The organism is Pseudodesulfovibrio halophilus DSM 5663 (genome assembly GCF_059568665.1).
In genome coordinates, this window is sequence record NZ_JCANTV010000013.1 from 104,746 (window position 1) to 128,636 (window position 23,891).

Below are 23,891 nucleotides of genomic sequence, written 5' to 3' on the forward strand. Positions count from 1 at the left end.
CGCATGAAGACCAAGGAAGTATATCGCTGCACGGAATGCGGCGCGCGCTCCGGCCGCTGGCAGGGACAGTGCCCCGGGTGCGGAGAGTGGAACACCCTCGCGGCCGTCACCGAACGCACCGCCAAAAAGACAGGCGCGGCACCGGCTACGGCCCTGCGCGCATCCAAGCCGCAGCCGCTCTCAGAATGCAGCACCGAGGACTTCGACGCCCGCCCCACTGGACTCGAAGGGCTCGACCCTGTTCTGGGCGGCGGTCTTGTTCCGGGGGCCGCCATCCTGCTCGGCGGAGAGCCGGGCGTGGGCAAATCCACCCTGCTTCTCCAGCTCGCCGGGACCCGCGCCAACGACGGCGACGGCGTGGTCTACGGCTCGGGCGAGGAGTCCCTGCCGCAACTCAGGAATCGCGCCGAGCGCATCAGCCGCCTCTCCCCCACCCTGAAGGCCGTGGCCACCAGCAACGCCGACGAATTGCTGGACGCGCTCGAAGGGCCGAACCCGCCCGACCTGATCATCGCTGACTCGGTGCAGACACTGGCCTCGCCGCGCGCCGAAGGACTTCCCGGCAGCGTGTCGCAGGTCCGCGCGGTCTCCACGGAGCTCATCGAACGGACCAAGGCCAAGGGCACGGCGCTGGTCCTCGTGGGCCACGTCACCAAGGACGGACAGATCGCCGGGCCGAAGCTGCTGGAGCACATGGTGGACACGGTGCTCTACCTTGAGGGCGACCGGCGCACCCGCTCCCGCATCCTGCGCGTGCTCAAGAACCGCTTCGGCCCGTCCGACGAGCTGGTGGTCATGGACATGCACGAGACCGGCCTGACCCCGGTGGGCGACCCGTCCACACATTTTCTGGGCAAGCGGGACACGTCCCTCCCCGGGACCGCGCTGGCGCTGGCCGTGGACGGGCACCGCCCCTTTGCGCTGGAAGTGCAGGCCCTGTCCACGGAGACCCATCTCTCCAACCCCCGGCGCACGGCCCTCGGCCTCGACGGCAACCGCCTGCACCTGCTGCTGGCGGTGATGCAGAAGCGGCTGAACCTCAATCTGGGCCAGTACGACATCTACGCCAAGCTGGCCGGCGGACTGGTGACGCGCGACCCGGGCCTCGACCTCGCGGTGGCGGCGGCCATCCTCTCCACCTTCTACGATCAGCCTCTGCCGGAAGGCGCCATCTTCTGGGGCGAGGTGGATCTCAACGGGCAGGTCCGCAGCGCGCCGGGGCACGACACGCGCAAGGCGCAGGCTGAGCGCCTCGGTTTCTCGCCCGCGGTCCATTCCGCCGAATGCCGCACCCTCGGCGATCTGCAGCGGTTCCTGTTCGGCAGACGCGGCTGACCCCTGTCAAGCGCCTTTCACGCGCCCACATTGTTTCTGAATCGCCCGTTTCCCCGGAAGCGGGCTTTGTGCGCCGTCAACAGGGAATGTTGCCCTTTCCACGCCCGCACGCCCGCCGAAAAAGCCATGCCCCGCAAACCGGGGCTATACTGTCTGCGTCCCGGGGGCGGTCCCCGGGGCGTCGCTCTCCGGCAGCCCCCGCCGGACGGTCCGGCGGGGGCGTAATTCGGTTTTCGGGACCGGCCTGTTTGGCAATGTTCCTTGACACCCGGCACCGTTCCGGTTTGAACTCCGGGGGATCAAACGGAACCAAGGAGAGGATCACATGAGAAGCAAGAAGATGACCGGCGGCCTCGAAAAGGCGCCGCACCGTTCCCTGTTGTACGCCACAGGCATGAGCCGCGAGGAGATGGACCGCCCGCTGGTGGGCGTCTGCCACGCCCAGAACGGCATCATTCCCGGACACGTGCACCTACGGGAGATTGCGCAGGCGGCCATGGACGGCGTGCGCATGGCGGGCGGCACCCCGGTCGAGTTCCCGGCCATCGGCGTATGCGACGGCATCGCCATGAACCACGAGGGCATGAAAATGTCCCTGCCGAGCCGCGAAGTCATCGCCGACTCGCTAGAGATCATGGCCACGGCGCATCCCTTCGACGCGCTCATCTGCATCCCCAACTGCGACAAGATCGTGCCCGGCATGCTCATGGGCATCCTGCGCCTGAACATCCCGGCCGTCATCGTTTCCGGCGGCCCCATGCTGGCGGGCAACCGCGGCAAGAGCGACCTCATCACCGTCTTCGAGGGCGTGGGCCGCGTCAAGGCCGGCAGCATGACCGAGGAGGAGCTTGTAGAGCTGGAGCAGTCCGCCTGTCCCACCTGCGGCTCATGCGCGGGCATGTTCACCGCCAACTCCATGAACTGCCTGTCCGAGACCATCGGCCTCGCCCTGCCCGGCAACGGCACCATCCCGGCCGTCATGTCCGGACGGCGCCGCCTCGCCAAGGACGCGGGCATGAAGGTCATGAATCTGTTCGAGAAGGACATCAAGCCGCGCGACATCGTCACCGAAAAGGCCGTTCGCAACGCGGTGGCCATGGACATGGCGCTTGGATGCTCCACCAACACCACCCTGCACCTGCCCGCCCTGTTCGCGGAAGCGGGCCTGGACCTCTCGCTCGACCTGTTCAACGAGGTCAGCCGCGCCACCCCGAACCTGTGCAAGCTCTCTCCGGCTGGCGCGCACCACATCGAGGACCTGAACACCGCAGGCGGCATCCCGGCCGTCATGACCGAGCTCGCCAAGCGCGACCTCATCAGCCTCGACGCCCTGACCGTCACCGGAAAGACCGTCGGCGAGAACCTCAAGGACATCAAGGCCGCCAACGTGGACACCGAGGTCGTCCGCCCCATTGATTCGCCCTACAGCGAGGAAGGCGGCATCGCGGTGCTCTTCGGTTCGCTCGCGCCCGAGGGCTGCGTGGTCAAGCAGTCCGCCGTTGCACCTGAAATGATGCAGCGCACCGGCCCGGCTCGGGTGTTCGACTCCGAAGAAGACGCCATGACCGCCATTCTCGACGGACAGATCAAGTCCGGCGACGTGGTCGTCATCCGCTTCGAGGGTCCCAAGGGCGGCCCGGGGATGCGTGAAATGCTCTCCCCAACGGCGGCCATCATGGGCATGGGCCTTGGGGACTCAGTGGCTCTGATCACCGACGGCCGTTTCTCCGGCGGCACCCGCGGCGCGGCCATCGGCCACGTCTCTCCCGAGGCGGCGGCGGGCGGCCCCATCGGCCTGATCCGCGAAGGCGACCCCATCGCCATCGACATCCCGGCCCGCAGCATCGAGCTGCAGGTGGACGAGGCCGAACTGGAAGCCCGGCGCAAGGACTTCAAGCCCGTGATCAAGGAGATCAAGTCCCCCTTCCTCAGGCGCTACGCGCGGCTCGTGACCTCCGCCAGCACCGGCGGCGTTTACGAATAGGCCGACGCTTCAAGAATACAAAAAGGCGGACCGTCATTGGACGGTCCGCCTTTTTTCGGGAGCGCAGAAAAGTATCGATCAGCCGCCCTGCGGCACGACCACTCCGGGTGGCGGAGCGGCGGGGCGGGCGAAGAGGAAGCCCTGCACATAGTCCGCGCCCTGCTCGCGCAGCCAGTTCCATTCCTCCACGGTCTCCACGCCCTCGGCGATGGTCTGCACGCCCAGATTGCGCGCCATGGAAAGCAGCTTGGTGGTGATGACCGACTTGAACTCGTCCTTGTCCACGTTTCGGACCAGCTCCATGTCCAGCTTGACGAAATCCGGCCTGAGCCGCGTCAGCAGATTCAGGGAGGAGAAGCCGGAGCCGAGGTCATCGAGCGCCACACGGAACCCGTGTTCCCGGTAGTAATTCAAGATATTCAGCAGATGGTCGGGGTCGGTGATCTCTTCGCTCTCCACCACCTCGAACACCACCTGAGACGGGCTGAGACCGGCCGCCTCCACTGCGCGCAGAGTGGTCTTGAGGCAGTGCTTCGGGTTGTAGATGGTGCCGGGGGTGAAATTGACGAACACGTTCGATTCGATGCCGTACTCCACACAGCCCCGGATGGCGCTCAGGCGACAGGCACGGTCAAGATTGAACAGCAGGTCCGCGGAAATCGCGATGTCGAACATGGTTCCGGGAAAGACCGGTCCGCCCTCCTTGTCCCTGCCCCGCGCCAGACATTCGTAGGCGAATATGCGCTGTGGCTCCTGCGTGTGCACGATGGGATGGAAATGCGAGTACAGCCGCTGCTCCCGCAGCAAATCTATGAGCCATTCCCCGCGCAGCCGGGCTACCACGGATTCCAGCGGATGCATCCGCGTGAGGTGGTGCATGCTGAGTTCCTCGCCGTCGGCAAGGATCAGAGACTTGGTATCCCGCAACTCCAGCTGGCTGACTTCGCAGATGCCGTCATCGCAGATGCGTTCCAGTTCGGGACGCGTGAACGGCACGGCGAAAACGGACTGGTGTACTTCCTCATACGGCAGCCCCATCCTGTCCAACTGTTCCCTGAGGGCGTCGGTGGTCTGGATGATGGGCGGGGCAAGATAAAGCGTGCCCTTGTCCGGAAGCGGATCGGGCAGCTTTTCGCAACGCTGGCAACCAACCTTGAGGCGCGGATCGTCGAGCATATTCATCCCTCCATTTTATTTGATGGGGGATACAAGTCAATCCCATTTCGCTTCTGTAGCCGGCCATTAACGAAACCATCAAAGAAATAGGCGATTCTTTACAAATGAAATCCAGTTATATACTCATCTTGAACACTTCAACCAAGGAGCCCTCGTGATTTCCACTGTCCGTTGCGCCGCGCTCATGGGCATCGACGCCTTTCCCGTTTCTCTTGAAGTCGATTTTTCCCGCTCCGGCCTGCCCGCCTTCACCATGGTGGGGCTTCCGGACGGCGCGGTGCGTGAAGCCAAGGAACGCGTGTATTCCGCCCTCAAGAACAGCGGCTTCAAGTTGCCCCCGGCACGGGTGACGGTGAACCTGGCTCCGGCGGACGTGCGCAAGGAAGGCAGCGCCTACGACCTGCCCATGGCCGTCGGCCTGCTCACGGCGTCCGGGGCGCTCGACCCCGACGCGGTGAACGGCTGGTACATGGCCGGGGAGCTCTCCCTCGGCGGACACCTCGGTCCGGTGGACGGCAGCCTTCCGCTGGCCGTGGCCGCGCTGCGCGAAGGGGCAAAAGGGCTGATCCTGCCACGGGGCAACGCGGCCGAGGCCGCGGTGGTTGACGGCCTGCCGGTCATCGGCGTGGACGATCTGGGGCAGGCCGTGCGCTTTCTCTCGGGGCAGGAGCATCTGGAACCGGAGAGCGTGGACATCGAGACCCTCTGGGCCGGACGCGAGACGTTTCTGGAGGACTTCAGCGAGGTCAAGGGGCAGGAGCACGCCAAGCGGGCCATCGAGATCGCCGCTGCCGGAGCGCACAACCTGCTGTTCATCGGCCCTCCCGGCTCCGGCAAGACCATGCTCTCCCAGCGCATCCCCACAGTCCTGCCGCCGCTGGATTTCGACGAGGCGCTGGAGGTTACCAAGGTCTACTCCGTGGCGGGGCGGATGCAGGGCGACCGCGCGCTGATGGTCACCCGGCCCTTTCGCTCGCCGCATCACACCATCTCCGACATCGGGCTCATCGGCGGCGGTCGCTATCCCCAGCCCGGCGAGGTGTCGCTGGCCCACCGGGGCGTGCTGTTCCTTGACGAACTGCCCGAATTCAAAAAGAACGCGCTGGAAGTGCTGCGCCAGCCGCTGGAGGACGGGCGCGTCTCCATCTCCCGCTCGCTGGTCAGCCTGTCATACCCGGCGGATTTCATGCTCGTGGCGGCCATGAACCCCTGCCCGTGCGGTTACATGACGGACGATCAGCACCCGTGCTCCTGCACGCCGCTCGCAGTGCAGCGATACCGCGGCAAGCTCTCCGGGCCGCTGCTGGACCGCATCGACCTGCACGTGGACGTCCCGGCCGTGCCGTACGAAGACCTCAAACGCGAGCGCGGCAGCGTGGACTCCGCCACCATGCGTTCGCGCATCATGGAGGCCCGCGACCGTCAGGCCGAGCGCTTCAAGGGGCTCCCGGTCTCCGTGAACGCCCAACTCACCGGATCGGCGCTGGAAGAGCACTGCCGCCTCGAAGCGACCTGCCACACCTTCCTCGAGAACGCGGTCAAATCCCTCGGCCTGTCAGCCCGCGCCTACACGCGCATCCTGCGCATCGCCCGCACCGTGGCCGACCTCGACGGCAGCGCGGCCATCGCGGTGAACCATCTTGCGGAGGCCATCAACTACCGCACGCTTGATCGCAAGGAGTAGTGCGCTCCCCCCTGCGCCGTCACGCGAACGGCGACAGTTTTTCCGACAATCCGTCGCCTTTTCCGACACTTTTCCGGACCGCCGAGACACCGTACTTACGGAACCGCCTGTAAAATCATATCCATTTTTGGTGGAACACTTTCTGCTTTGCGGAGCCCAAAAAGGAGTTCCGATATGAGGTACAGGACATTGTACTGGTTCCTTTCGGTCATGGTCATGGTTCTGTTGACGGCTCCCGCCTCGGCAGACACGCTGTATTTCGGGCAGGACCTCTCCGGCAGCGCGGCGGACGACGCCGACCCGTTCGACGCCGAGGCCGGATTCCGCAGCCACTTCGCCGGCTACTTCATGGAAGACTTCGAAAGCGGCAGCGGCATCGACTTCGGCAACGGCATCACCGCCACGGCATCCAACGGGTACCTTGGCTCGGCGCAGAGCGAGACGCACTTCGGCAGCGGATACTGGGTCACCAGCCGCGGCACACAGATCACCTTCACCTTCAGCGCTCCGGTCCCGGGCTTCGGCCTGTGGCTCGGCGACCTCGACTACGGCGCGGACATCTTCCTCGCGCTGGACGGAGGCGACCCGCTCGATGTCCCGGACTTCGTCAACTCCGGCGGCACATCGGATGAGATAGCCTTCCTCGGCATCGCGGCGGACCCGTTCTCGTCCGCCACCCTGAGCGGCCTCACCGCATGGATAGATTACGACAACCTCCAGATCGGCAGCGCCGCGACCCCTGTCCCGGAACCGGGCACCGCCGTCATGCTGGCCGTAGGCTTCGGCGCGCTTGGGCTGATCGCCATGAGGCGGCACGGCAGAAAGGCTCCCGTCCGCAACAGACAGGACAGGCAGTAGCCGCAACCTCACAATATAACGGCACCGGGCCGTTAAGGCCTTGACCAACCCGACCGTTCGGCGGCAACTGGTAGCATGAACAAGAACTCCATGCTCCCGGTTGTCGCCGCGGCCCTGTTGTGCATAACCCTGACCGTCCTTCCCGGCTGCACCGCGAAAAGCGGACCCGTCGGCTCCATCGCGAATCTCCCGGCCCGCGATCCGGTCTCGCTTCGCATGCTGCTGGCCGAGATGCCCAAGGGCGCGGAGCTGCACACCCACCTCTCCGGCGTGCCCTACGCCGAGGACTACATAGGATGGGCCGCCCGCGACGGAGCATGCATCGACCGGGAGACAGGCCGAATTTCCGCACCGCCCTGCGACGATTCACAGGCAAAGGCCGCCGGGGCGTACACGGACGCAGACCTCTGGAACCACACGGTCAACGCCCTTTCCACGCGTCAGGACCGCCGCGACGACCGCATGTGGGGACACGACCAGTTCTTCGTCACCTTCGGCAGATTCGGCGCGGCAAACGACGATAAAGGCCGGATGCTCGCGCTCACCTCGCGTCAGGCCGCGCGGGACAAGGTCCAGTATCTTGAAGTGATGCTTTCGGCCTACGGGCCGCAATGGGTCACGCCTTATGCGGCGAAGGCCGGGTGGGATGGCGATCCGGCGCAAACGCTGAAGCGTCTTCAGGATGCCGGGCTGTTTGAAGACATGCCTCAGGCGCGGCAGACGCTTGCCGACTGGGATGCGAAGCGACGCGATCTGTTGGGCGGCGGACCGGGGAGCGACGTGAATGTGCGCTACATCAACCAGATCGTCCGGGTGGTGGAACCGGCTGCCGTCTTCGCTCAGATGGCGTGGTCCTTCGAGCTGGCGAGGCGCGAACCGCTGGTGCTCGGGCTGAACATGGTGGCACCTGAGGACGCGCCCATCTCCGTGCGCGACTACGACCTGCACATGCGCATGCTCGACTTTTTCCACCAGAAGTATCCCGAAGTGCGTATCGCCCTGCATGCCGGGGAACTTACGGGCGGGCTGACCACGCCCGAGGCCCTGTCCGATCACATCCGCAAGGCCGTCACCGTGGGCCACGCGGACCGCATCGGCCACGGCGTGGACATCGCCTACGAGGACCATGCCCGCGAAACCCTCGCCTTCATGCGTGAAAACCGCATCGCCCTCGTATCCCTGCTGACCAGCAACGAGGTCATCCTGCGCGTCTCCGGCCCGGAGCACCCCATCCGCACCTATATGGCGGCGGGAGTACCGGTGGCGCTGTCCACGGACGATATGGGAGTTGGCCGTACCGACCTGACGTCGGAGTATGTCAAGGCCGTGCGTGACCAGCGCTTCACCTATGAGGAGCTCAAACGCGCGGCGCGTAATTCACTGGAATACTCCTTCCTGCCGGGTGCGTCTCTGTGGGAGAACCCCGACGGGTTCCGCATGAACGCGGCCTGCGCCGGGGACGAAACCCCTGACGAGGCATGCCGCAGGCTGTTGGACGGCAGCGAGAAGGCCGCAGAGCAGTGGCGACTGGAAAAGCGGCTGCGCGCCTTCGAGGCAGCCCGCTGATCCCGGAGACTAGCCCCGGCCCCAGGCGCGCTTGGAGCGTCCGGCCTTTTTTCTGACCGTGGGCCACGACTTGCGGGTGAGGAAAGATTCTTCCCACTGCTCCAGCATGGATTCCAGCATGGGAAAGGGCACGGTGAAGGAAAGTTCGTCCGGTGCGTAGAACTTGCGCGCCGACGGGTCCCAGCCCCCGAGCACGGCCTTGTTCTCTCCCTGCTCCAGATACTTGAGCGGCCACGCCACGAGGCCGCCGCAGGCCGCCGCCCACGGCGAACGGACCACGTCCGGGTCGCCCGTGACGTAGGCGGCCAACTGATGCAGACCGGAGAGCGGCTCCGGGCGGGTGAAAAACGCCACCACGAGCGGCGTCTCGTCTTCCCCGAACTGCGAAAGCGGCTTGTAGACCAGATACGGCTCCGGCGCGGAGACCGGGTCCAGCTCGTCGAAGATGCGCCGCGTGGTCTCGGGTGAGGCGCAGTAATGCTCGCCCTCCATGTGGCCGGGGATGCCGGTTGAGACGTACCGGACGATCATGTCCAGCTGCGGCTTGTTGAATCCCTGCCAGAAGGCCGAACCGGGGCAGCCGAAGCGCCGGGCGCTGAACCACGCCGCCGTGTTTTTCCTTCTTGCCCGCCAGATGTTGCCCACGGCGCAGGAGAAGTTTCCGAAGACCTCGCCCCAGTCCACTTCCCCGCGCTGCTCCATTTCGAGCGTGGGCATATCCATGGGCTTGGGCGAGAACCCCTCCTCCGGCCTGCGGTCGGTGAAGAAGATGCCCATGGGCTCTTCCTCGAGCTCCAGAACGTCCATGAACTCCGGCAGTCGATCCAGCACTTCCTGTTTCATTTCCTTCCCTCGGTTTTTCGGTTGCAGCTGCAACCCGGCTACCATGCCGGGAGCTCTGCGGCAAGAACTCCACAACTATTCCGGCATCATGAACATTGGCGGGAACGGGATGCGGCGCAGGTCCTCCAGCCGCACGGACGCCAGATTACGTACCAGCCAGTCCGCGGCCGGGCCAAAGGTCGGTTCCGCGCGGGTCGCCAGATGAAGAGGCATCCGGCGCGTGCCGCCCGGGACCTCGAGCAGTCGCAGCCGGCCCGCCGCAAGGTCCTGTTCCACCATGAAGCGGGGCAGCACCGCCCAGCCGTGTCCCTCGCAGGCGTATTGGTGGACCACATAATAGGAATTGCTGGCCCAGCGCAGGATGCCGTGCGCGTCCGAGGGAATCCGCCCGGACCCGGAACTGCCCGAGAGCACAAGCTGGCGGTGCGACTCCAGATCCGCGCGGCTCACATCTCCGCGGGCCGCCAAGGGATGCTCCGGGGAGCAGCAGTGCACGAACTCCATGTCCATGATGCGCGTCAGGCTCAGGCCTTCCGGCTCACCGTCCAGAAACACGGTGGCCCCTATGTCCGCGCGGCCGGAGCGGATCATGCGCTCCGCCTCCTGCGGCGAGGCGAACAGGATGTCCAGCTCCACGTCCGGAAACCGGCGCTCGAAATCCTTGAGCAGCGCGAACACGAACGGCAGCGGCACCAGTTCGTCCTCCACGAAGGTCAGGCGTGCTTCCGTCTCACCGGCATGGGCCGCGGCGCGGCGGTCCAGCTCCTCGCTGCGACGCAAGAGCAGGCGCGCCTCCTTGAGCAGCCCTTCCCCCTGCGGCGTAAGCACCGGGAAGCGTCCCTCGCGGTCGAACAGGTCCACGCCCCAGTCTATTTCCAGATTCATGACAGACTGGCTCACCGAGGATTGGGCGCGCCCCAATCGCCGCGCCGCACCCGAGAAGGAGCCCTCCTCGGCAGCCGCCACGAACGCCCGAAGTTGGTCGATGGTATGTCGCATGGCTGTACAGTATCGTCAAAAACGATGGATGTTAACTTGAATCTGGCGATTTCATGGATATGTTGCCGCGCAGGAGATTCACGAGATGAGAAACACCTTCGACCGCATCCGCCACACGCTCGGTTTTGAGATCACGGGCATGATCATGTCCGTGCCCCTTTTCGCACACCTCATGGACCGCAGCCTCGACAAGACCGGCGTCCTTGCCGTGGGCATGTCCCTGACGGCCATGATCTGGAACTACGGCTACAATCTTGCTTTCGACCATCTGATGGTGCGGATGGGACGACGCGTGGACGATCGGCCCCCGAAGCTGCGCATGATGCACGCCCTCGGCTTCGAGACGAGCTTCCTGTGCGTGACGGTGCCCGCCGTGGCGTGGTGGCTGGAGATGAGTTTCCTGCAGGCCCTGATAATGGATATCGGCATGGCCGGCTTCTACACGGTGCACGCCTACATCTACAACTGGGCCTACGACCGCGTCTTCCCCATGCCCGTCACCGAGCACGACTAGCCGCCCGGGTGGTGCGCCTCGCCCATGGCCACACGCACCAGCGCGGTGATGAAAAAACCGAAAAGCATGGCCACGAACGCCGGGTGGCCGCGGCACTCGCGCACCAGCGGGTTGCGCGTCAGGCCGTGCATGGTGCTCATGTAGAGAAACACCCCGGCGGCCGCCGAGAACACTGCCGCGCGGATCGCCAGCGCTTCCGGCCCGCTCAGGTCCGGCGCGATTGCGCTGCCCACGACGATTCCCGCCGGCGTCGCCAGCGCGAACACCGCATACAGCGCCTTGGCGCTGCCCCGCGAGAGCGAACTGCGCAGCATCCGCACGGCGAGGGCGAACCCGGCCGACCCCTTGTGCGCCAGTATGGCTATCAGGATAACCACGGCGCGGTAAGTGCCGCTCATGCCCAGCGCGGTCCCCAGCAGAAACGCCGGGACCGCGATCATGGCCGTCATGATCAGCGGTATAGCCGGCCCCGTGCGGCTGCCGTCGCCTCCGGCGCGGCGGTCCAGTTCCTCTTCCCTGTGCTCCATGAACAACAGGGCCAGAAAGACGCATCCGGCCAGAAACGGTCCGGCGGGCATGGGTGCGTGCGGCGCGACCCTGCCCCAGAGGTGCACCGCGCTCGGCAGCATCATGAGCAGCGACAGGGCCAGAAACACCCCGGCGGCAAAAGACTGCCCGAGGGGAAACGCCCCTTTGGTCCCGGCCTTGCCGGGCCGTGAGAACGGCGGCCAGCCTCCGGCCACGGTGACCAGCAGAATCGCGGCTATGGAAAACAGGTCGAATCCCGTCATGAGGAACCTCCGCGTTCCCCATACCGCAACTGCACGGAAAATGAAACATTTCCCCGGAAACGCCCTGTTCGTGAAGCCGCGGCCCCTGTCCGCGCCCCTGCTCAAACCGCTTGTTCCCCAGCCATGATTGCCGCTATGGTGCCGTCAAGGAGTACCCATGAGCGAGACCAAAGACCGGATCGCGGCGCTGGAACGGGAAAACGATATCCTCCGCCGCCGCCTGAACGAGGGCGAGAACGCGTGCATCCGCCTCGTGGAGGAGCGCAAGGCCGCGGAGGAACGCCTCGGGCTGGCCCGCGCCATTGTGGAAAACAGTCCGGTGATGCTCTTTCGCCGCCGTGCCGGAGACGACCCGGCTCTCGAATACGTCTCCGACAACGTGCGGGCGCTGGGCTACGAGCCCGATGAGCTGCTCTCCGGGAAGGTGACCTTCGAGGATATCGTCCACCCGGACGACGCGGAGCGGGTCGGGGAGGAAATCCGCAGACACACGGACGACGGCAGCGACGTCTACACGCAGGAATACCGGGTGCTGACACGCTCCGGTCAGGAGCGGTGGATCACCGACCGCACCGTGGTGGTGCGCGACGAGGACGGCCGCGCGCTCTACCATCAGGGAATCCTCAGCGACATCACGCGCCGCAGGCAGGCGGAGGAGGAGCTGCGGCGCAATGAGGAGAAGCTCCAGCGAATCCTGAACACCGCGGCGGAAGGGTTCCTGCTCATGGACCTCGACATGCGCATCATCGACGCCAACAGCGCCCTGCTTTCCATGTTGGGCCATTCCCTCGACCAGGTCCGGGGCAAAACGCCCCTGCAGTTCGCCAGCCCGCACTTCAAGCGGTTTCTGCTCGCCAACTGGGAGGAGCTGACCGCCATGGAGCACCGCCGCTTCGAGGGCAGCTGCCTGCACCGCGACGGGCATCACGTCCCCGTGCTCGTGCAGGGCAACATCCTGCGCGACGAGAACGGAGAACCCGAAGGTCACGTGGCGTTCGTGGCGAATATTTCCGAACAGAAGAAGGCCCTGCGGCTGGCGGAAGAAGTCCAGAAATCACTGATGCCCGACAGCCCGCCCCGCGTTCCGGGGCTCGACGTGGCCGGACGCACGCTTTCCAGTGCGGAGGTCGGCGGCGATTACTACGACTTCATCCCCGCGGAGGACGGGCTGAACGTGGTGGTGGGGGACATCTCGGGGCACGGGGTGGACGCGGCGTTGCTCATGACCTCGGCCCGCGCCCTGCTGCGGATGCGGGCGTCTTCACCGGGATCGCCGAAGCGGCTGGTGACGGAAATGAACCGCCAGCTGTCGGCCGACCTCGACGGCACCGGCAGGTTTCTGACCCTGTTTCTCGTGCGGTTCTCTCCGGAAGGGGACCGGGCCGAATGGGTCCGGGCAGGACATGACCCCGCCCTCGTCTACTGCCCGCGCTGCGAGGCGTTCACCGAGCTCGGCGGCTCCGGCCTGCCGCTGGGCATCGACGGCGACACCCGCTTCGAGCAGAACGACACCGAACTGCTCCGCGGCCAGATTATCGCCATCGGCACCGACGGGATATGGGAAACCACCTCCTCCTCCGGCGAAATGTTCGGCAAGGCCCGCTTTCGCGACGTCATCCGCGACCACGCCGAACTCGGCGCGCGGGAGATCGTGGACGCCGTGTTCAAGGCCGTGCTTCACTTCACCGGAGGCACGCGGCTGCGCGACGACGTGACGCTGGTGGTCGTCAAGAACGGCGATCAGGACGAAGACAGCCCCAGCTTGCCCCTGAGCTCCCTCCAGAGCACGCCGTAGGCGAAGGCGGAGTCGGATTTCGGCGCGTAGTCCGTCACCGGACGCTGCTCCAGCGGCATGCGCTCGATGTCCGAGCGCGCCGGAATCGAGGACTCGCAGAAGAGCTCCGGCTGCGCAGCCACGCCCTTGAGCACTGTGGTGCGGTGCAGGCTCTTGCGCCGGTCCACGAGATTGTAGAAGGCCACGACCCGCGAGGTGGCGTACTTGCTCTCCTGCATGTGGCTCACCACCTGCTCGAAGGCCCGGCGGGAGTATTCCGTGGGCAGAAGCGGCATGACCGTGTAGTCGGCCACGCTGAAGATGCTCTCCGACAGCACGGAGATGCTCGGCGGGCAGTCGAGAAAGATGTGATCGTAGTCCGCGCCGATGTGTTCCAGCACCTTGCGCAGCCGCTTGGACGCCTTCTTGCCGTCGCCGAGCATCACGTCCATGTGGCGGAAACCGAACATGGCGGGCAGCACATCGAGGTTCGGCCAATCGGTATGCAGAATCTGTCCTTCCAGCTCCTCGGAGTGTTTGAGCAGCTTTTTCGCCTTGTGCGGGGTTTCGGTCTCGCAGACGCCGAGGCCGCACCCGGCGGCTCCCTGCGGATCGAGATCCCACACGAGGATGCGGTATCCGTCCCGGGCCGCGAGGTGCGCGAGGTTGACGCAGGAGGAGGTCTTGCCGACCCCTCCCTTGAGGTTGAAGAATGCCAGTACAGCCATGGATCGCTCCGTGTTTTGCGGTTGTCCAAAGGGCCTGCGCTCTCCCTGTCCCCGTCCGTGGCCCCCTGCATCCGCCCCAACAGTTTCGCGGCGCGCATGCGGACCATTATGCTCCGGCTTGTCGAACGGTTACGAGTCCACCCCTTACACCATCGCGCCGCATCATGCATCATGAAACAGCCTTGCGGCCCTCGGCAAGGTTGCCCTTTGGCCCTCAGGCATGTAATGAGGCGGCTGTTCGCCCTGGGCGAACCAATTTCGGACCATTCAAGGAGTGATACCGTGGCGAGCACCGTAGAGGACATCACCATCAACTATACCGAGGACGATCTGCAGGTCGTCAAGGAACTGGACAAGGAAATCCTTTCCAAGGGCGCATGGACCACCATCCTGTTCCGTTATCAGGAATGGAACCGCGCCAAGGGCGAATACGGACCGGAGAAGTACTCCATCCGCCGCTACCAGAAGGTGGACGGCACCTACCGCCCCAAATCCAAGTTCAACATCTCCTCCGTGGCGCAGGCGAAGAAGATCATCGCCGCCCTGTCCACCTGGGTGGAGAACGCCGAGTAGCACCATGGCGGCCCCCGAAGCGCGCGACGTGGCGCGACAGGCCCGCGAGCTCGGGTTCGACCTCGACCCCGCAGCCGCCGAGCCGCTGGCAGCCTACCTCGGCCTGCTTGAACGCTGGAACCGGCGCACCAACCTTGTCGGAAAACATGGCTGGCGCAGCGTCCTGACGCACCTTGCGGTCGACAGCCTGCACCTCGGGCCGTTTCTGGACACGCTTGCCCTGCCCGACGCCCCGCTGACCCTCGATCTGGGAGCGGGAGCCGGGCTTCCGGGCCTGCCCCTGCGCTGCGTCTGGCGCAAGGGGGACTACCATCTCGTGGAACCGCGCGAAAAACGCGCCGGGTTCATGCGTTCCGCGCTGGCGCGCATGAAGCTCCCCCGCACCTCGGTCTTTCAGGGCCGGGCCGAGGACGTCTTCGAGGCCCTGCTCCCCGAACGAAAGGCCGACCTGATTCTCAGCCGCGCCTTCATGCCGTGGCGCGAGCTTCTGGACTTCGCCGCGCCCATGCTCTCCCCGCAGGGCGTCATCGTCATCCTCGCCAACGAGCCCCCTTCATCCCCCCCTCCCGCCAAATGGCGGCCATGCGCGGAGCTGGCCTACCCGGTTCAGGGCACCCAGCGACTTTTCCTTGCCTACACCCGCGCAGTCCACGCGTGACATTCCTTTCGTGATTCCAGCGGAACGCTTCGTTTTCCATACCTGCGAAACGGGAAATCCAAAGCATCGGAAAACGGCGCTCCCTCAAAACTTTTCATACGGAAAAGAAACTTTTTAAATCCACCTGCAACACGCAATTTCTGTGTGTTTAATTGAAAAATGCGCCATTCCTGGCGCATTTTTTATGTGGAATTTTTGCCAAACCCGATATACCACACTCGACGATGGTTGCGGTCGAAGTCGCGCGTCAAAAATGTGACTGCGCCGACTTCAAACAAATTTATTCAGTCATTCAAGACCTGTATAACGCACAGGCCGACTGTTCGGAGGAATCGAATCCAAGGGGGGTGCGTGGTTCAAAAAAGGGGATGGGGAATTTCGAAATAAGCAATTTATCGTTGGAAAAATGTGAATTGCGAAACGCTCGACAGAATCGTTGCCGAGCAAACAACAATGGGATTTACTGTGCAACAGATCGAAAGCTTCATCAGTTTCATCAGCGGCTACGTGTGGGGCTGGCCCATGCTCCTGCTTCTCGTGGGCACCGGCGTCTGGCTGACCATTCTTCTTCGCGGCCTTCAGTTTCGCGAACTGTGGTATTCCCTGTACCTCGCGCTGGTAAAGCGTGAGGAAAAAAGCGCCACCAAAGGCGACATTTCCAACTTTCAGGCACTCATGACCGCGCTGTCCGCCACCGTGGGGACCGGCAACATCGCGGGCGTGGCCACCGCCATCGCCATCGGCGGCCCGGGAGCCCTCTTCTGGATGTGGGTGACCGGCCTCGTGGGCATGGCCACCAAGTACGGCGAGGCCGTGCTGGCGGTCAAATACCGCACCACCGACGCCAACGGCGAAATGGCCGGCGGCCCCATGTACTACATCGAGCGCGGGCTCGGCATGAAGTGGCTCGGCGTGGCGTTCGCCGTGTTCGCCTCCGTGGCCGCCTTCGGCATCGGCAACATGGTTCAGTCCAACTCCGTGGCGGACGCCGTGCACGCGACCTTCAACATCCCGCACATCTGGGTGGGCGTGACGCTCGCCGTGCTGACCGCGCTGGTCATTCTCGGCGGCATCAAGAGCATCGGCCGCGTCACCGGCGTGCTCATCCCGTTCATGATTCTGTTCTACCTCGGCGGCGCGCTCGTCATCGTGGCACTGAATCTCGACAAGGTCCCGGGCGCCTTCGCGCTGATCTTTAACCACGCCTTCAATCCCACCGCCGCAGGCGGCGGATTCGCGGGCGCCACCATCATGATGACCATGCGCTTCGGCATCGCGCGCGGGGTGTTCTCCAACGAATCCGGTCTGGGCTCCGCGCCCATCGCCGCTGCCGCGGCCAAGACCAAGCACCCGGTCGATCAGGCTCTGGTCTCCATGACCCAGACCTTCATCGACACCATCGTGGTCTGCACGCTCACCGGCCTGATTCTGGTGATGTTCAACTGGAACTCCGGCCTCAACGGCGCCGAGATGACCGCCGCGGCCTTTGAGATGGGCTTTGCGGGCGGCCAGTACATCGTCACCCTCGGTCTGATCCTCTTCGCCTACTCCACCATCCTCGGCTGGAGCTACTACGGCGAAAAGTCCATCGAGTACCTGTTCGGCACCTCGGTCATCATGCCGTACCGCATGCTGTTCATCGCGGCGGTGCTGCTCGGCTCCACCCTGAAGGTCTCCTTCGTGTGGACGCTGGCCGACTGCTTCAACGGCCTCATGGCCGTGCCCAACCTCATCGGCCTGCTGTGCCTCTCGCCGGTCATCGCCCGCGAGACCAAGGAGTACCTCTCCAACCGTCAGGCCGCCCGCGAGGGCTGCAAGGCCTGCCGCTAGCCGGCACCGCCTTCTTCGACAGCAAAAGGGCCGCTCCTCACGGGGCGGCCCTTCTTTCTGTCCACATCATGGATAACCAGTCCACCGACGCGCGTCGAGCCCCGTCGGGAGCATACAATGCGCCACGCCACCGGATCACGCGGCGCACAGCCCCGCGCCCGCGCCATCCCCGTCCGACATCCGGCGAACACACCCCCTGCGTGCAATACGCTTCGCAACGAGCGCTCATCCCCCTGCCCGCATCCTGTCGCCCCGGCACGGCATATTCCGTTTGATCCAAACAAAAAAGGAGCCGCACGAATGCGGCTCCCTTGATTCTCATTGTATGGCGCCCGGCTACTGGGTGGGGCAGGACTGCACCATGGGCTCGGGACGGGAGATCACGGTCATGTTGCGACCGTTGCGCTTGGCCTCGTACAGGGCCTGGTCCGCCTTGAGCACGAGGTCTCCGTCGCGGTCCAGCGACCCGGCCTCAACCGAAGCCACGCCGATGCTCGCGGTGACGCGGAACTTCTCGCCGTCCTGCATGAAGACTTCGCTTTCGATGCGGGAGCGGATGCGCTCCGCCAGCTGGCAGGCGTCCTTTTCGGAGGTGTGCGGCAGCAGCACGGAGAACTCCTCCCCGCCGTATCTGGCGGCAAGGTCGGTGGAGCGCAGTGACTCCTGAAGGATTCGCCCCACGCGCCTGAGCACTTCGTCGCCGGCCTGATGGCCGTAGCTGTCGTTGATGCTCTTGAAATGATCGAGGTCCACCATGAGCAGGGCCAGATTGTGCCCGTAACGCTGGCGGCGCTTCAGCTCGTGTACCAGCCGCTCGTCGAAGGTGCGGCGGTTGTAGATGTGCGTCAGGCCGTCGCGGTCCGCGCGCAGCTTCACTTCCTTGAAGAGCAGGGCGTTGCGCAGCGCCAGCCCGAGGTGGTTCACCGCGGACTTGAAGGTCTCTATCTGGTCCTTGCCGAGCGAGACGCGGTCTTCGCACAGCAGCACCAGCGCGCCGAAATGATCCTGACCGGCCTTGAGCGGCATCACGTGCACATTGCCGTCCGCGGGCGAACGGTCGGAGCCGGGACGCGGGGTCCCGTTCACCCGGGAGATCTCGTAGCCGGTGACGGCTCCGCCGCCCATGGTGGTGGCGGTCTCCAGCAGGTTGTCCACCCACGCGTTTTCATTGTCCGGAGACATGCGGTTGCCGAGGAACAGCTGGACATCACTGTTTTCGGTCCCCTCGGGGTGCTGCCAGAACACGGCGTGCAGCTGACGCACCGGCAGGAGCATATTCAGGTAATCCCATGCGTTGTGCAGAATGACATTGGGGTCGAGCGATTCCGAGGCGCTTGCCAGCACCCGGTTGAGGAACATGAGCTGATCGGTCTTGCGGGCCAGCAGCTCGCGCTCGAGCATGATTTCTTCGGACATGCGGTAGATGTCCGAGTACATGCTGGAGACTTCCTTGGCGCGGAAGACCGCGTCCTGCACCTTTGCGCGGGTCAGCGGGGTCCGGACGACGGTGAGGAATCCCTGCTCCAGCACCTCTTCCATTTCGAGGCCCTCGTCGGCCTCCTCCTGAATGAGGATGCGCTGGGATTCGAGGGAGCGATAGTCATCGCGCCTGTCCTCGGGGATGTCTTCCCACACGCGGCGCGGTATCCATGCTGCGGACGGCTTTTCGTTCATGGTCATCTCCTGCCCTTCGGGAATGTCTCCGTCCGGAAAGTTGCGGATATGAAATCCGGGGCCGACCGCCTTGGAAATCTGGCGGTGCTCGTCCTCGGACAGGCCGAAGCCCCACATAAGTTCGGGCCTCTTGCCCCGCTTCAATGTCCTTTTCGGTCTCATCGGTACAGCCCCCTGGGTGTCGAAATCACGACGCTTGGAACATTCTCTGCCCGACCCATGCAAACCGAGGGCCAAAAACGACTCGCGCTCGTTAAGCCTACGCCAACGATCCGCAATTGAAGCACTATTTTTTATGGGGCGTCTCCCCTTGTCGTGCCGGGCGGCAGTTACTTCCTACCCGCCCGTGTTGACAAAGGCCGTGAAGTCGGGTCTTTGAAGACCATGACGGAACGCAGCAAACACGTATGGGGAACGCTTGACCCCTTCTTCGAACCCGGAGCGGTGCTCGGCAGGAAAGTCGCGAACGAGCGCTTTCTGGAGGCCCTGCTGAACGCCGACCCCTTCGGCGGCTATCATTTCTTCATACAGGGAGGCCCTGCCCGCCGGGCGCTTCGCAACGAGCTCAGGCGGCGCTTCCCGGCGCTCGAGGAGAAGGTCCTCGTGACGGGTCGCAGGGAGCTGCCCGCATATATGGCGCAGACGACCTATCACTGCTTCCACCAGTCAGACTGCATCACCAGCCAGACCCGCCTGCAATGGCTCAGGAACGACCACTCCCCGGACATCTTTCCGGTCACCGGGCCGATTCACTCCCTGAGCTACCAGCACTACCCGGAGCGCTTCCTTTCGCACCTCTCCCCGGCCACCACCGCGCGCGACGCCATCGTGTGCACCTCGCGCAGCGGACGCGAGGCCGTGTCGCGGCTGTTCGGGATGCTCCGGGACGGCTACGGACTGGACGAGCGGGCCTTTCCCGAGCCGGACCTGCCGCGCATCCCGCTCGGAGTGGACGTGGCCTCCTTCGTGCCGAGGCAGCACGTTGACGGAGGCCCGTGCCGCTTTCTGGTCTTCGGGCGCATCTCCCATTACTCCAAGATGGACCTGATCCCCCTGCTGCGCGCCTTCCAGCGCATCTTCGCCGACGGCATCGCCCGCGACGCGGTGGAGCTGGTGCTCGCGGGCTGGACCGAAGACGAGGACGACTTTCTGCCCACCCTGAAGGAGCTGGCCCGCAACATCGGGCTGGATCTGACCGTGGTGGAGCGGCCGGACGAAGAGCAGAAGACGGCCCTGTTCGCCGAAGCGGACGCGTTCATCTCCATCGCGGACAACCCGCAGGAGACTTTCGGACTCACCGTCATCGAAGCGGCGGCCTCGGGCATTCCGGCCGTGGTTTCGGACTATGACGGCTACCGCGATCTGGTGAAGGACGGCGTTACCGGCCTCCGGATTCCGGTCACCGGTCCGGCCGCGACCCCGCAGGTGGACGCCATGGCGCCCCTGAGCTTCGACAGCGCCTACCATCTGGCGCTGGCGCAGGAGACCGCCGTGGACACCCCGAAGCTCGCCGAGGCGCTGGGGAGACTGGTCCGCGACCCGGCGCTGCGCCGGGGCATGGGCCACGCCGCCCGCAAACGCGCCGAGGCCGTGTACGACTGGCCCCGGATCATGGAGCAGTATCTGGAAATGTGGGACGAGCTGCGCTCGCGTCCCGTGGACGTGAAGGCCGTGCGCCAGACCGTCCCCCCCGCAAGGCTGCGCTACGGCGAGACGTTTTCCCACTACGCGACCCGCTCGCTGGATGACGACATGCTCCTCGTCACCGGCCGCACCGGACACGCCGTGTACCGCAAGCAGGAGTTCGTCCTGCCATACGCCGGGGTGGAGCGGCTCGTGGACCCCGAGCACGCCCGGCAGCTCGCCTTCCATGCGAGAAAGCCCGTCTCCTGCGGCGAGCTGGCACGCAAGCTCATGTTCAGCGCCGATGCCACGCGGGAGACCGCCGACTACGCCATCCTCTGGGCCCTGAAGCACGACATTCTGGAGCGCGCCGACTGATGCGCGTCGCCTTCTGCACCCCGTTCAAGCCGCTGGACAATCCTCGCCCGTCCGGCGATGTGGCAATCCCTCTGGACCTCATCCGCGCCCTGAAAGGGTTCGGCCACGAGGTGACCGTGCTGCCGCACTTTCCCTGCAAGGAGATATGGAAGGACCGCGAGCGCATGGACCGCCTGCCTGAGGCGCTCGACGCGACGGCCCGCGCCGCGTCCGGTTCCGACTGCGTGCTGACCTACGGAAGCTACTACAAGGTTCCCGACGCCATCGGGCCGCGCACCGCCCTGCGGCTGGGGCTGCCCTACTACCTCTTTCAGGGCAGCTACGCCGAAGGTCGCGCCCACGACCCGGAGACATGGCCGGGGTTCATGCTCAACCAGCTCGCCATGCTCTCGGCGGAGTACGTCTTCTGCAACTCCCCGGACCTGCTGGACGGCTGCGCCAAGCTGCTGCCCCCTGAACGCTACGGCCCCGTCCGGCCCGGCTTCGACGCCGCATCCTTCACCCGCGACGAGGCCGCCCGGCAGCGCCTGCGCGAACGCTGGAGCGTCGGCGACGCCGTGGTGGTCGGCTGCGCGGCCATGATGCGCAGGGGCGTCAAGGCGCAGGGCGTGCGCTGGTTGATCCGGGCCTGCGCCGAGCTGCTTTCGCGGGGGCGGAACATTTTTCTGAGCGTGGCCGGTGGCGGCCCGGAGCACGAGAGCTGCCGCGCGATGGCCCGGGAGATGCTCGGCGGACGCGCCGTTTTCCTCGGCACCATGGAACGCTCCGAGCTGCCCGGCTTCCTCGGCGCGCTGGACGTCTTCGCCTTCCCGGGCATCCGCGAGAGCATCGGCATGGTCTACATGGAGGCACAGGCCTGCGGCACGCCCTGCGTGGCTACGGACGACCTCGGCGCGCCCTACGTCATACGGGACGAACAGACCGGGCTGATCACCGAAACAGATGAAATGGCCTTCACGCTGGCGCTGGACCGGCTCGTGACGGACGAGGCCCTCAGGCGCAGGCTCGCCGCCGAAGCGCCCGAACTGGTCCGGCAGCGACACGACGCTTCCGTGGCATACCGCGAGGTGGAGCGCGTGCTCATGCAGGGGGATCGGCAATCGTGACCACCTTTCTGCTCATGCGCCACGGCCTGACCGACTGGAATCTGCGCAGCCGGATTCAGGGCCAGACCGACACCCCCCTTGGGGAGCAGGGCCGCGACCAGTGCCGCTCGTGGAAACAGACCCTCGACGGCATGGACCTCGACCGCGTTCTCACCAGCCCGCTGGCCCGAGCCGTCGAGACGGCCCGACGCTGCACCAAAGGCAGGAATCTGCCGCACACGACGGATCCGGGGCTCATGGAAATGCACTGGGGCCACTGGACCGGCCGGAGCAAGGAGGACATGCGCGCCGACCGAGAGGCCGTCCGCGAACAGGAGCGCCGGGGCTTCGACTTCCGTCCACCCGGCGGGGAGTCGCGCCGGGAGCTGCTTCAGCGAGCCCTTGCCGCACTGAAAGACTTTTCCGAAGCCCATCCCGACCGGCGGGTGCTGGTGGTCACCCACAACGGCGTATTGGGCGCGCTTGCCAGACACATGGCGGGAATGGAATACTTGCCGGGCGAGGAGTCGCCCCTGCTGCCTTACCGGCTGCACCGCATCGAATGGCGACAGGACGGCCCGCACCCCCTGCAACTGAACATGGAGCTTTGATGCGTCTGGCATTCTACACCCAGCACGTGCTCGGAATGGGCCACCTGTTTCGCAGCCTCGAAATCGTCCGAGCGCTCAGGGGACACGAGGTGACCATGATCACCGGCGGCGCCGAGGCGGACCTGCCGCTGCCCGCGCACGCCGTCCGGCATCAGCTGCCGGGGCTGATGATGGACGCCGACTTCGACCGCTTCATTCCGGTGGAGCCGGGATCGGACGTGGACGAGGTGCTGGACAGACGGCGGGAGGACCTGCTGGCCTTCCTGCGTCACTGGCGGCCCGACGTGTTTCTGGTGGAGCTGTTCCCCTTTGGTCGCAAGAAATTCGGCACCGAACTGATACCGGCCCTAGAAGCGGCGCGGGCCGGGCAGTTCGGCATCTGCCGCACAGCGTGCAGCGTGCGCGACATTCTGGTGGAGAAGAAGGATCAGGCCAAGTTCGAGAACCGGGTCCTCGACATCCTCAACCCGCTGTTCGACACCCTGCTCGTTCACGCGGATCCCGCACTGGTGCGGCTTGAGGAGACGTTTTCCGCCTTCGACCGCATCGAGATTCCGGTCCACCACACCGGCTACGTCACCCCCCGACCGGACCCGCAGCACGGGCTGGAGATTCGCCGCGCCCTCGGCCTGTGCCGCACGCCGCTCATCACCGTCAGCGCAGGCAGCGGCAGCGTTGGCGGCGAACTGCTGCTCGCCTCGGCCCGGGCCTCCGCCCTGCTCGCAGATAACAAAAAACACCGGATGCAGGTTTTCACCGGCCCTTACATGGATGAAACCATCCGCGCGCAACTGGACGACCTCGCGGACCGCATCCCGCACCTGCGGGTGGAGACCTTTGCCGAGGATTTCCCTGCGTGGCTCTGCGCATCCGACCTGTCCGTGAGCATGGCGGGCTACAACACCACCATGAACCTGCTGGCAGCCAACCGCTACGGGCTGGTGCTGCCCTTCGACCAGAACCGCGAACAGCGAATGCGCGCGGAGCGGCTCCAGCGCATGGACGCCCTCAGGGTGCTCGAACCGGAGGACCTCGCCCCGAAGACACTGGCCGAGCACATGCGCGCCGCGCTGGAACGCCCGCCGGGCAGCCACGCCGTGGCTCTCGACGGCGCGGAGGCCAGCGCCCGGATTCTTACGGAGCTCGCCCGCTCCTGAGCGGTCTTCCTCGCAAAAAACCCCGGCCCGCAACGCGGACCGGGGCTTTT

General features: G+C 65.3%; 20 protein-coding genes. 14 read left to right on the forward strand and 6 right to left on the reverse strand.

Annotated elements, in window-relative coordinates; genetic code table 11:
• Positions 1–3: 3 nt before the first annotated feature.
• Both radA and ilvD read left to right on the forward strand, forming a co-directional pair.
• Positions 4–1,335 carry a DNA repair protein RadA gene (gene radA, locus BR24_RS12550; protein ID WP_496541825.1) on the forward strand — a complete coding sequence of 444 codons (1,332 nt, stop codon included), beginning with the start codon at positions 4–6 and terminating at the stop codon, positions 1,333–1,335.
• 325 nt (positions 1,336–1,660) lie between these two features.
• Positions 1,661–3,319, forward strand: a complete 1,659-nt coding sequence (ilvD, locus tag BR24_RS12555) for a dihydroxy-acid dehydratase (protein ID WP_496541826.1) — start codon at positions 1,661–1,663, stop codon at positions 3,317–3,319.
• A gap of 78 nt (positions 3,320–3,397) precedes the next feature.
• Here the strand turns inward: ilvD and BR24_RS12560 are convergent, their stop codons facing one another.
• The gene (locus tag BR24_RS12560; protein ID WP_496541827.1) at positions 3,398–4,495 is read right to left on the reverse strand and encodes an EAL domain-containing protein; all 1,098 of its coding nucleotides are present in this window, start codon (positions 4,493–4,495) and stop codon (positions 3,398–3,400) included.
• Between the two features lie 154 nt (positions 4,496–4,649).
• Between BR24_RS12560 and BR24_RS12565 the strand changes: the two genes are divergently transcribed.
• The 3 genes from BR24_RS12565 (at position 4,650) to BR24_RS12575 (ending at position 8,603) form a co-directional block, all read left to right on the forward strand.
• Positions 4,650–6,179 carry a YifB family Mg chelatase-like AAA ATPase gene (locus tag BR24_RS12565; RefSeq protein ID WP_496541828.1) on the forward strand — a complete coding sequence of 510 codons (1,530 nt, stop codon included), beginning with the start codon at positions 4,650–4,652 and terminating at the stop codon, positions 6,177–6,179.
• A gap of 174 nt (positions 6,180–6,353) precedes the next feature.
• A complete protein-coding gene (locus BR24_RS12570; RefSeq protein WP_496541829.1) occupies positions 6,354–7,037 on the forward strand; it encodes a PEP-CTERM sorting domain-containing protein in 684 nt (227 codons plus the stop codon).
• Between the two features lie 75 nt (positions 7,038–7,112).
• Entirely contained in the window at positions 7,113–8,603 is a 1,491-nt protein-coding gene (locus BR24_RS12575; protein ID WP_496541830.1) for an adenosine deaminase family protein, read from the forward strand.
• Positions 8,604–8,612: 9 nt separating this feature from the next.
• On the opposite strand, the gene BR24_RS12580 is transcribed toward BR24_RS12575, so the two are convergent.
• Together BR24_RS12580 and BR24_RS12585 are read right to left on the reverse strand one after the other, a co-directional pair.
• Positions 8,613–9,446, reverse strand: coding sequence for a DUF169 domain-containing protein (locus tag BR24_RS12580; protein ID WP_496541831.1), 834 nt, complete (start codon positions 9,444–9,446; stop codon positions 8,613–8,615).
• Positions 9,447–9,521: 75 nt separating this feature from the next.
• A complete protein-coding gene (locus tag BR24_RS12585) occupies positions 9,522–10,445 on the reverse strand; it encodes a LysR family transcriptional regulator (protein ID WP_496541832.1) in 924 nt (307 codons plus the stop codon).
• 85 nt (positions 10,446–10,530) lie between these two features.
• Here BR24_RS12585 and BR24_RS12590 point away from each other — a divergent pair, with 85 nt between their 5' ends.
• Positions 10,531–10,959, forward strand: coding sequence for a PACE efflux transporter (locus BR24_RS12590; RefSeq protein ID WP_496541833.1), 429 nt, complete (start codon positions 10,531–10,533; stop codon positions 10,957–10,959).
• On the opposite strand, the gene BR24_RS12595 is transcribed toward BR24_RS12590, so the two are convergent.
• Positions 10,956–11,750, reverse strand: a complete 795-nt coding sequence (locus tag BR24_RS12595) for a ZIP family metal transporter (protein WP_496541834.1) — start codon at positions 11,748–11,750, stop codon at positions 10,956–10,958. The genes BR24_RS12590 and BR24_RS12595 overlap by 4 nt on opposite strands.
• 157 nt (positions 11,751–11,907) lie before the next feature.
• Here BR24_RS12595 and BR24_RS12600 point away from each other — a divergent pair, with 157 nt between their 5' ends.
• A complete protein-coding gene (locus BR24_RS12600) occupies positions 11,908–13,545 on the forward strand; it encodes a SpoIIE family protein phosphatase (RefSeq protein ID WP_496541835.1) in 1,638 nt (545 codons plus the stop codon).
• On the opposite strand, the gene BR24_RS12605 is transcribed toward BR24_RS12600, so the two are convergent.
• Positions 13,491–14,252, reverse strand: a complete 762-nt coding sequence (locus BR24_RS12605; RefSeq protein ID WP_496541836.1) for a ParA family protein — start codon at positions 14,250–14,252, stop codon at positions 13,491–13,493. The genes BR24_RS12600 and BR24_RS12605 overlap by 55 nt on opposite strands.
• A gap of 282 nt (positions 14,253–14,534) precedes the next feature.
• On the opposite strand from BR24_RS12605, the gene BR24_RS12610 reads away from it, so the two are divergent.
• From BR24_RS12610 to BR24_RS12620, 3 genes are all read left to right on the forward strand, one after another.
• On the forward strand, positions 14,535–14,825 hold the full coding sequence (locus BR24_RS12610; RefSeq protein ID WP_496541837.1) for a hypothetical protein: 291 nt from the start codon (positions 14,535–14,537) through the stop codon (positions 14,823–14,825).
• Positions 14,826–14,829: 4 nt separating this feature from the next.
• Complete coding sequence (locus tag BR24_RS12615) at positions 14,830–15,483, forward strand: 16S rRNA (guanine(527)-N(7))-methyltransferase RsmG (protein ID WP_496541838.1); 654 nt, start codon at positions 14,830–14,832, stop codon at positions 15,481–15,483.
• A 474-nt stretch (positions 15,484–15,957) separates the two neighbouring features.
• Positions 15,958–17,313, forward strand: a complete 1,356-nt coding sequence (locus BR24_RS12620) for an alanine/glycine:cation symporter family protein (RefSeq protein ID WP_496542008.1) — start codon at positions 15,958–15,960, stop codon at positions 17,311–17,313.
• 336 nt (positions 17,314–17,649) lie between these two features.
• On the opposite strand, the gene BR24_RS12625 is transcribed toward BR24_RS12620, so the two are convergent.
• Entirely contained in the window at positions 17,650–19,149 is a 1,500-nt protein-coding gene (locus BR24_RS12625) for a diguanylate cyclase (RefSeq protein WP_496541839.1), read from the reverse strand.
• A 222-nt stretch (positions 19,150–19,371) separates the two neighbouring features.
• On the opposite strand from BR24_RS12625, the gene BR24_RS12630 reads away from it, so the two are divergent.
• The 4 genes from BR24_RS12630 to BR24_RS12645 are packed head-to-tail and all read left to right on the forward strand — an operon-like array spanning position 19,372 to position 23,841.
• Positions 19,372–20,988 (forward strand): glycosyltransferase family 4 protein, encoded by a 1,617-nt coding sequence (locus BR24_RS12630; protein ID WP_496541840.1) that lies wholly within the window; start codon positions 19,372–19,374, stop codon positions 20,986–20,988.
• Positions 20,988–22,094 carry a glycosyltransferase family 4 protein gene (locus BR24_RS12635; protein WP_496541841.1) on the forward strand — a complete coding sequence of 369 codons (1,107 nt, stop codon included), beginning with the start codon at positions 20,988–20,990 and terminating at the stop codon, positions 22,092–22,094. Before BR24_RS12630 ends, BR24_RS12635 begins: the two co-directional genes overlap by 1 nt.
• Complete coding sequence (locus tag BR24_RS12640; protein WP_496541842.1) at positions 22,091–22,684, forward strand: histidine phosphatase family protein; 594 nt, start codon at positions 22,091–22,093, stop codon at positions 22,682–22,684. The genes BR24_RS12635 and BR24_RS12640 overlap by 4 nt, the downstream gene beginning before the upstream one ends.
• Positions 22,684–23,841 (forward strand): glycosyltransferase family protein, encoded by a 1,158-nt coding sequence (locus BR24_RS12645; protein ID WP_496541843.1) that lies wholly within the window; start codon positions 22,684–22,686, stop codon positions 23,839–23,841. The genes BR24_RS12640 and BR24_RS12645 overlap by 1 nt, the downstream gene beginning before the upstream one ends.
• Positions 23,842–23,891 lie beyond the last annotated feature (50 nt).

Coding starts and splice junctions, on each gene's coding strand:
- radA (WP_496541825.1), top strand. CDS start 4: ATGAAGACCAAGGAAGTATATCGCTGCACGGAATGCGGCGCGCGCTCC.
- ilvD (WP_496541826.1), top strand. CDS start 1,661: ATGAGAAGCAAGAAGATGACCGGCGGCCTCGAAAAGGCGCCGCACCGT.
- BR24_RS12560 (WP_496541827.1), bottom strand. CDS start 4,495: ATGCTCGACGATCCGCGCCTCAAGGTTGGTTGCCAGCGTTGCGAAAAG.
- BR24_RS12570 (WP_496541829.1), top strand. CDS start 6,354: ATGAGGTACAGGACATTGTACTGGTTCCTTTCGGTCATGGTCATGGTT.
- BR24_RS12575 (WP_496541830.1), top strand. CDS start 7,113: ATGAACAAGAACTCCATGCTCCCGGTTGTCGCCGCGGCCCTGTTGTGC.
- BR24_RS12580 (WP_496541831.1), bottom strand. CDS start 9,446: ATGAAACAGGAAGTGCTGGATCGACTGCCGGAGTTCATGGACGTTCTG.
- BR24_RS12585 (WP_496541832.1), bottom strand. CDS start 10,445: ATGCGACATACCATCGACCAACTTCGGGCGTTCGTGGCGGCTGCCGAG.
- BR24_RS12590 (WP_496541833.1), top strand. CDS start 10,531: ATGAGAAACACCTTCGACCGCATCCGCCACACGCTCGGTTTTGAGATC.
- BR24_RS12595 (WP_496541834.1), bottom strand. CDS start 11,750: ATGACGGGATTCGACCTGTTTTCCATAGCCGCGATTCTGCTGGTCACC.
- BR24_RS12600 (WP_496541835.1), top strand. CDS start 11,908: ATGAGCGAGACCAAAGACCGGATCGCGGCGCTGGAACGGGAAAACGAT.
- BR24_RS12605 (WP_496541836.1), bottom strand. CDS start 14,252: ATGGCTGTACTGGCATTCTTCAACCTCAAGGGAGGGGTCGGCAAGACC.
- BR24_RS12615 (WP_496541838.1), top strand. CDS start 14,830: ATGGCGGCCCCCGAAGCGCGCGACGTGGCGCGACAGGCCCGCGAGCTC.
- BR24_RS12625 (WP_496541839.1), bottom strand. CDS start 19,149: ATGAGACCGAAAAGGACATTGAAGCGGGGCAAGAGGCCCGAACTTATG.
- BR24_RS12630 (WP_496541840.1), top strand. CDS start 19,372: ATGACGGAACGCAGCAAACACGTATGGGGAACGCTTGACCCCTTCTTC.
- BR24_RS12635 (WP_496541841.1), top strand. CDS start 20,988: ATGCGCGTCGCCTTCTGCACCCCGTTCAAGCCGCTGGACAATCCTCGC.
- BR24_RS12645 (WP_496541843.1), top strand. CDS start 22,684: ATGCGTCTGGCATTCTACACCCAGCACGTGCTCGGAATGGGCCACCTG.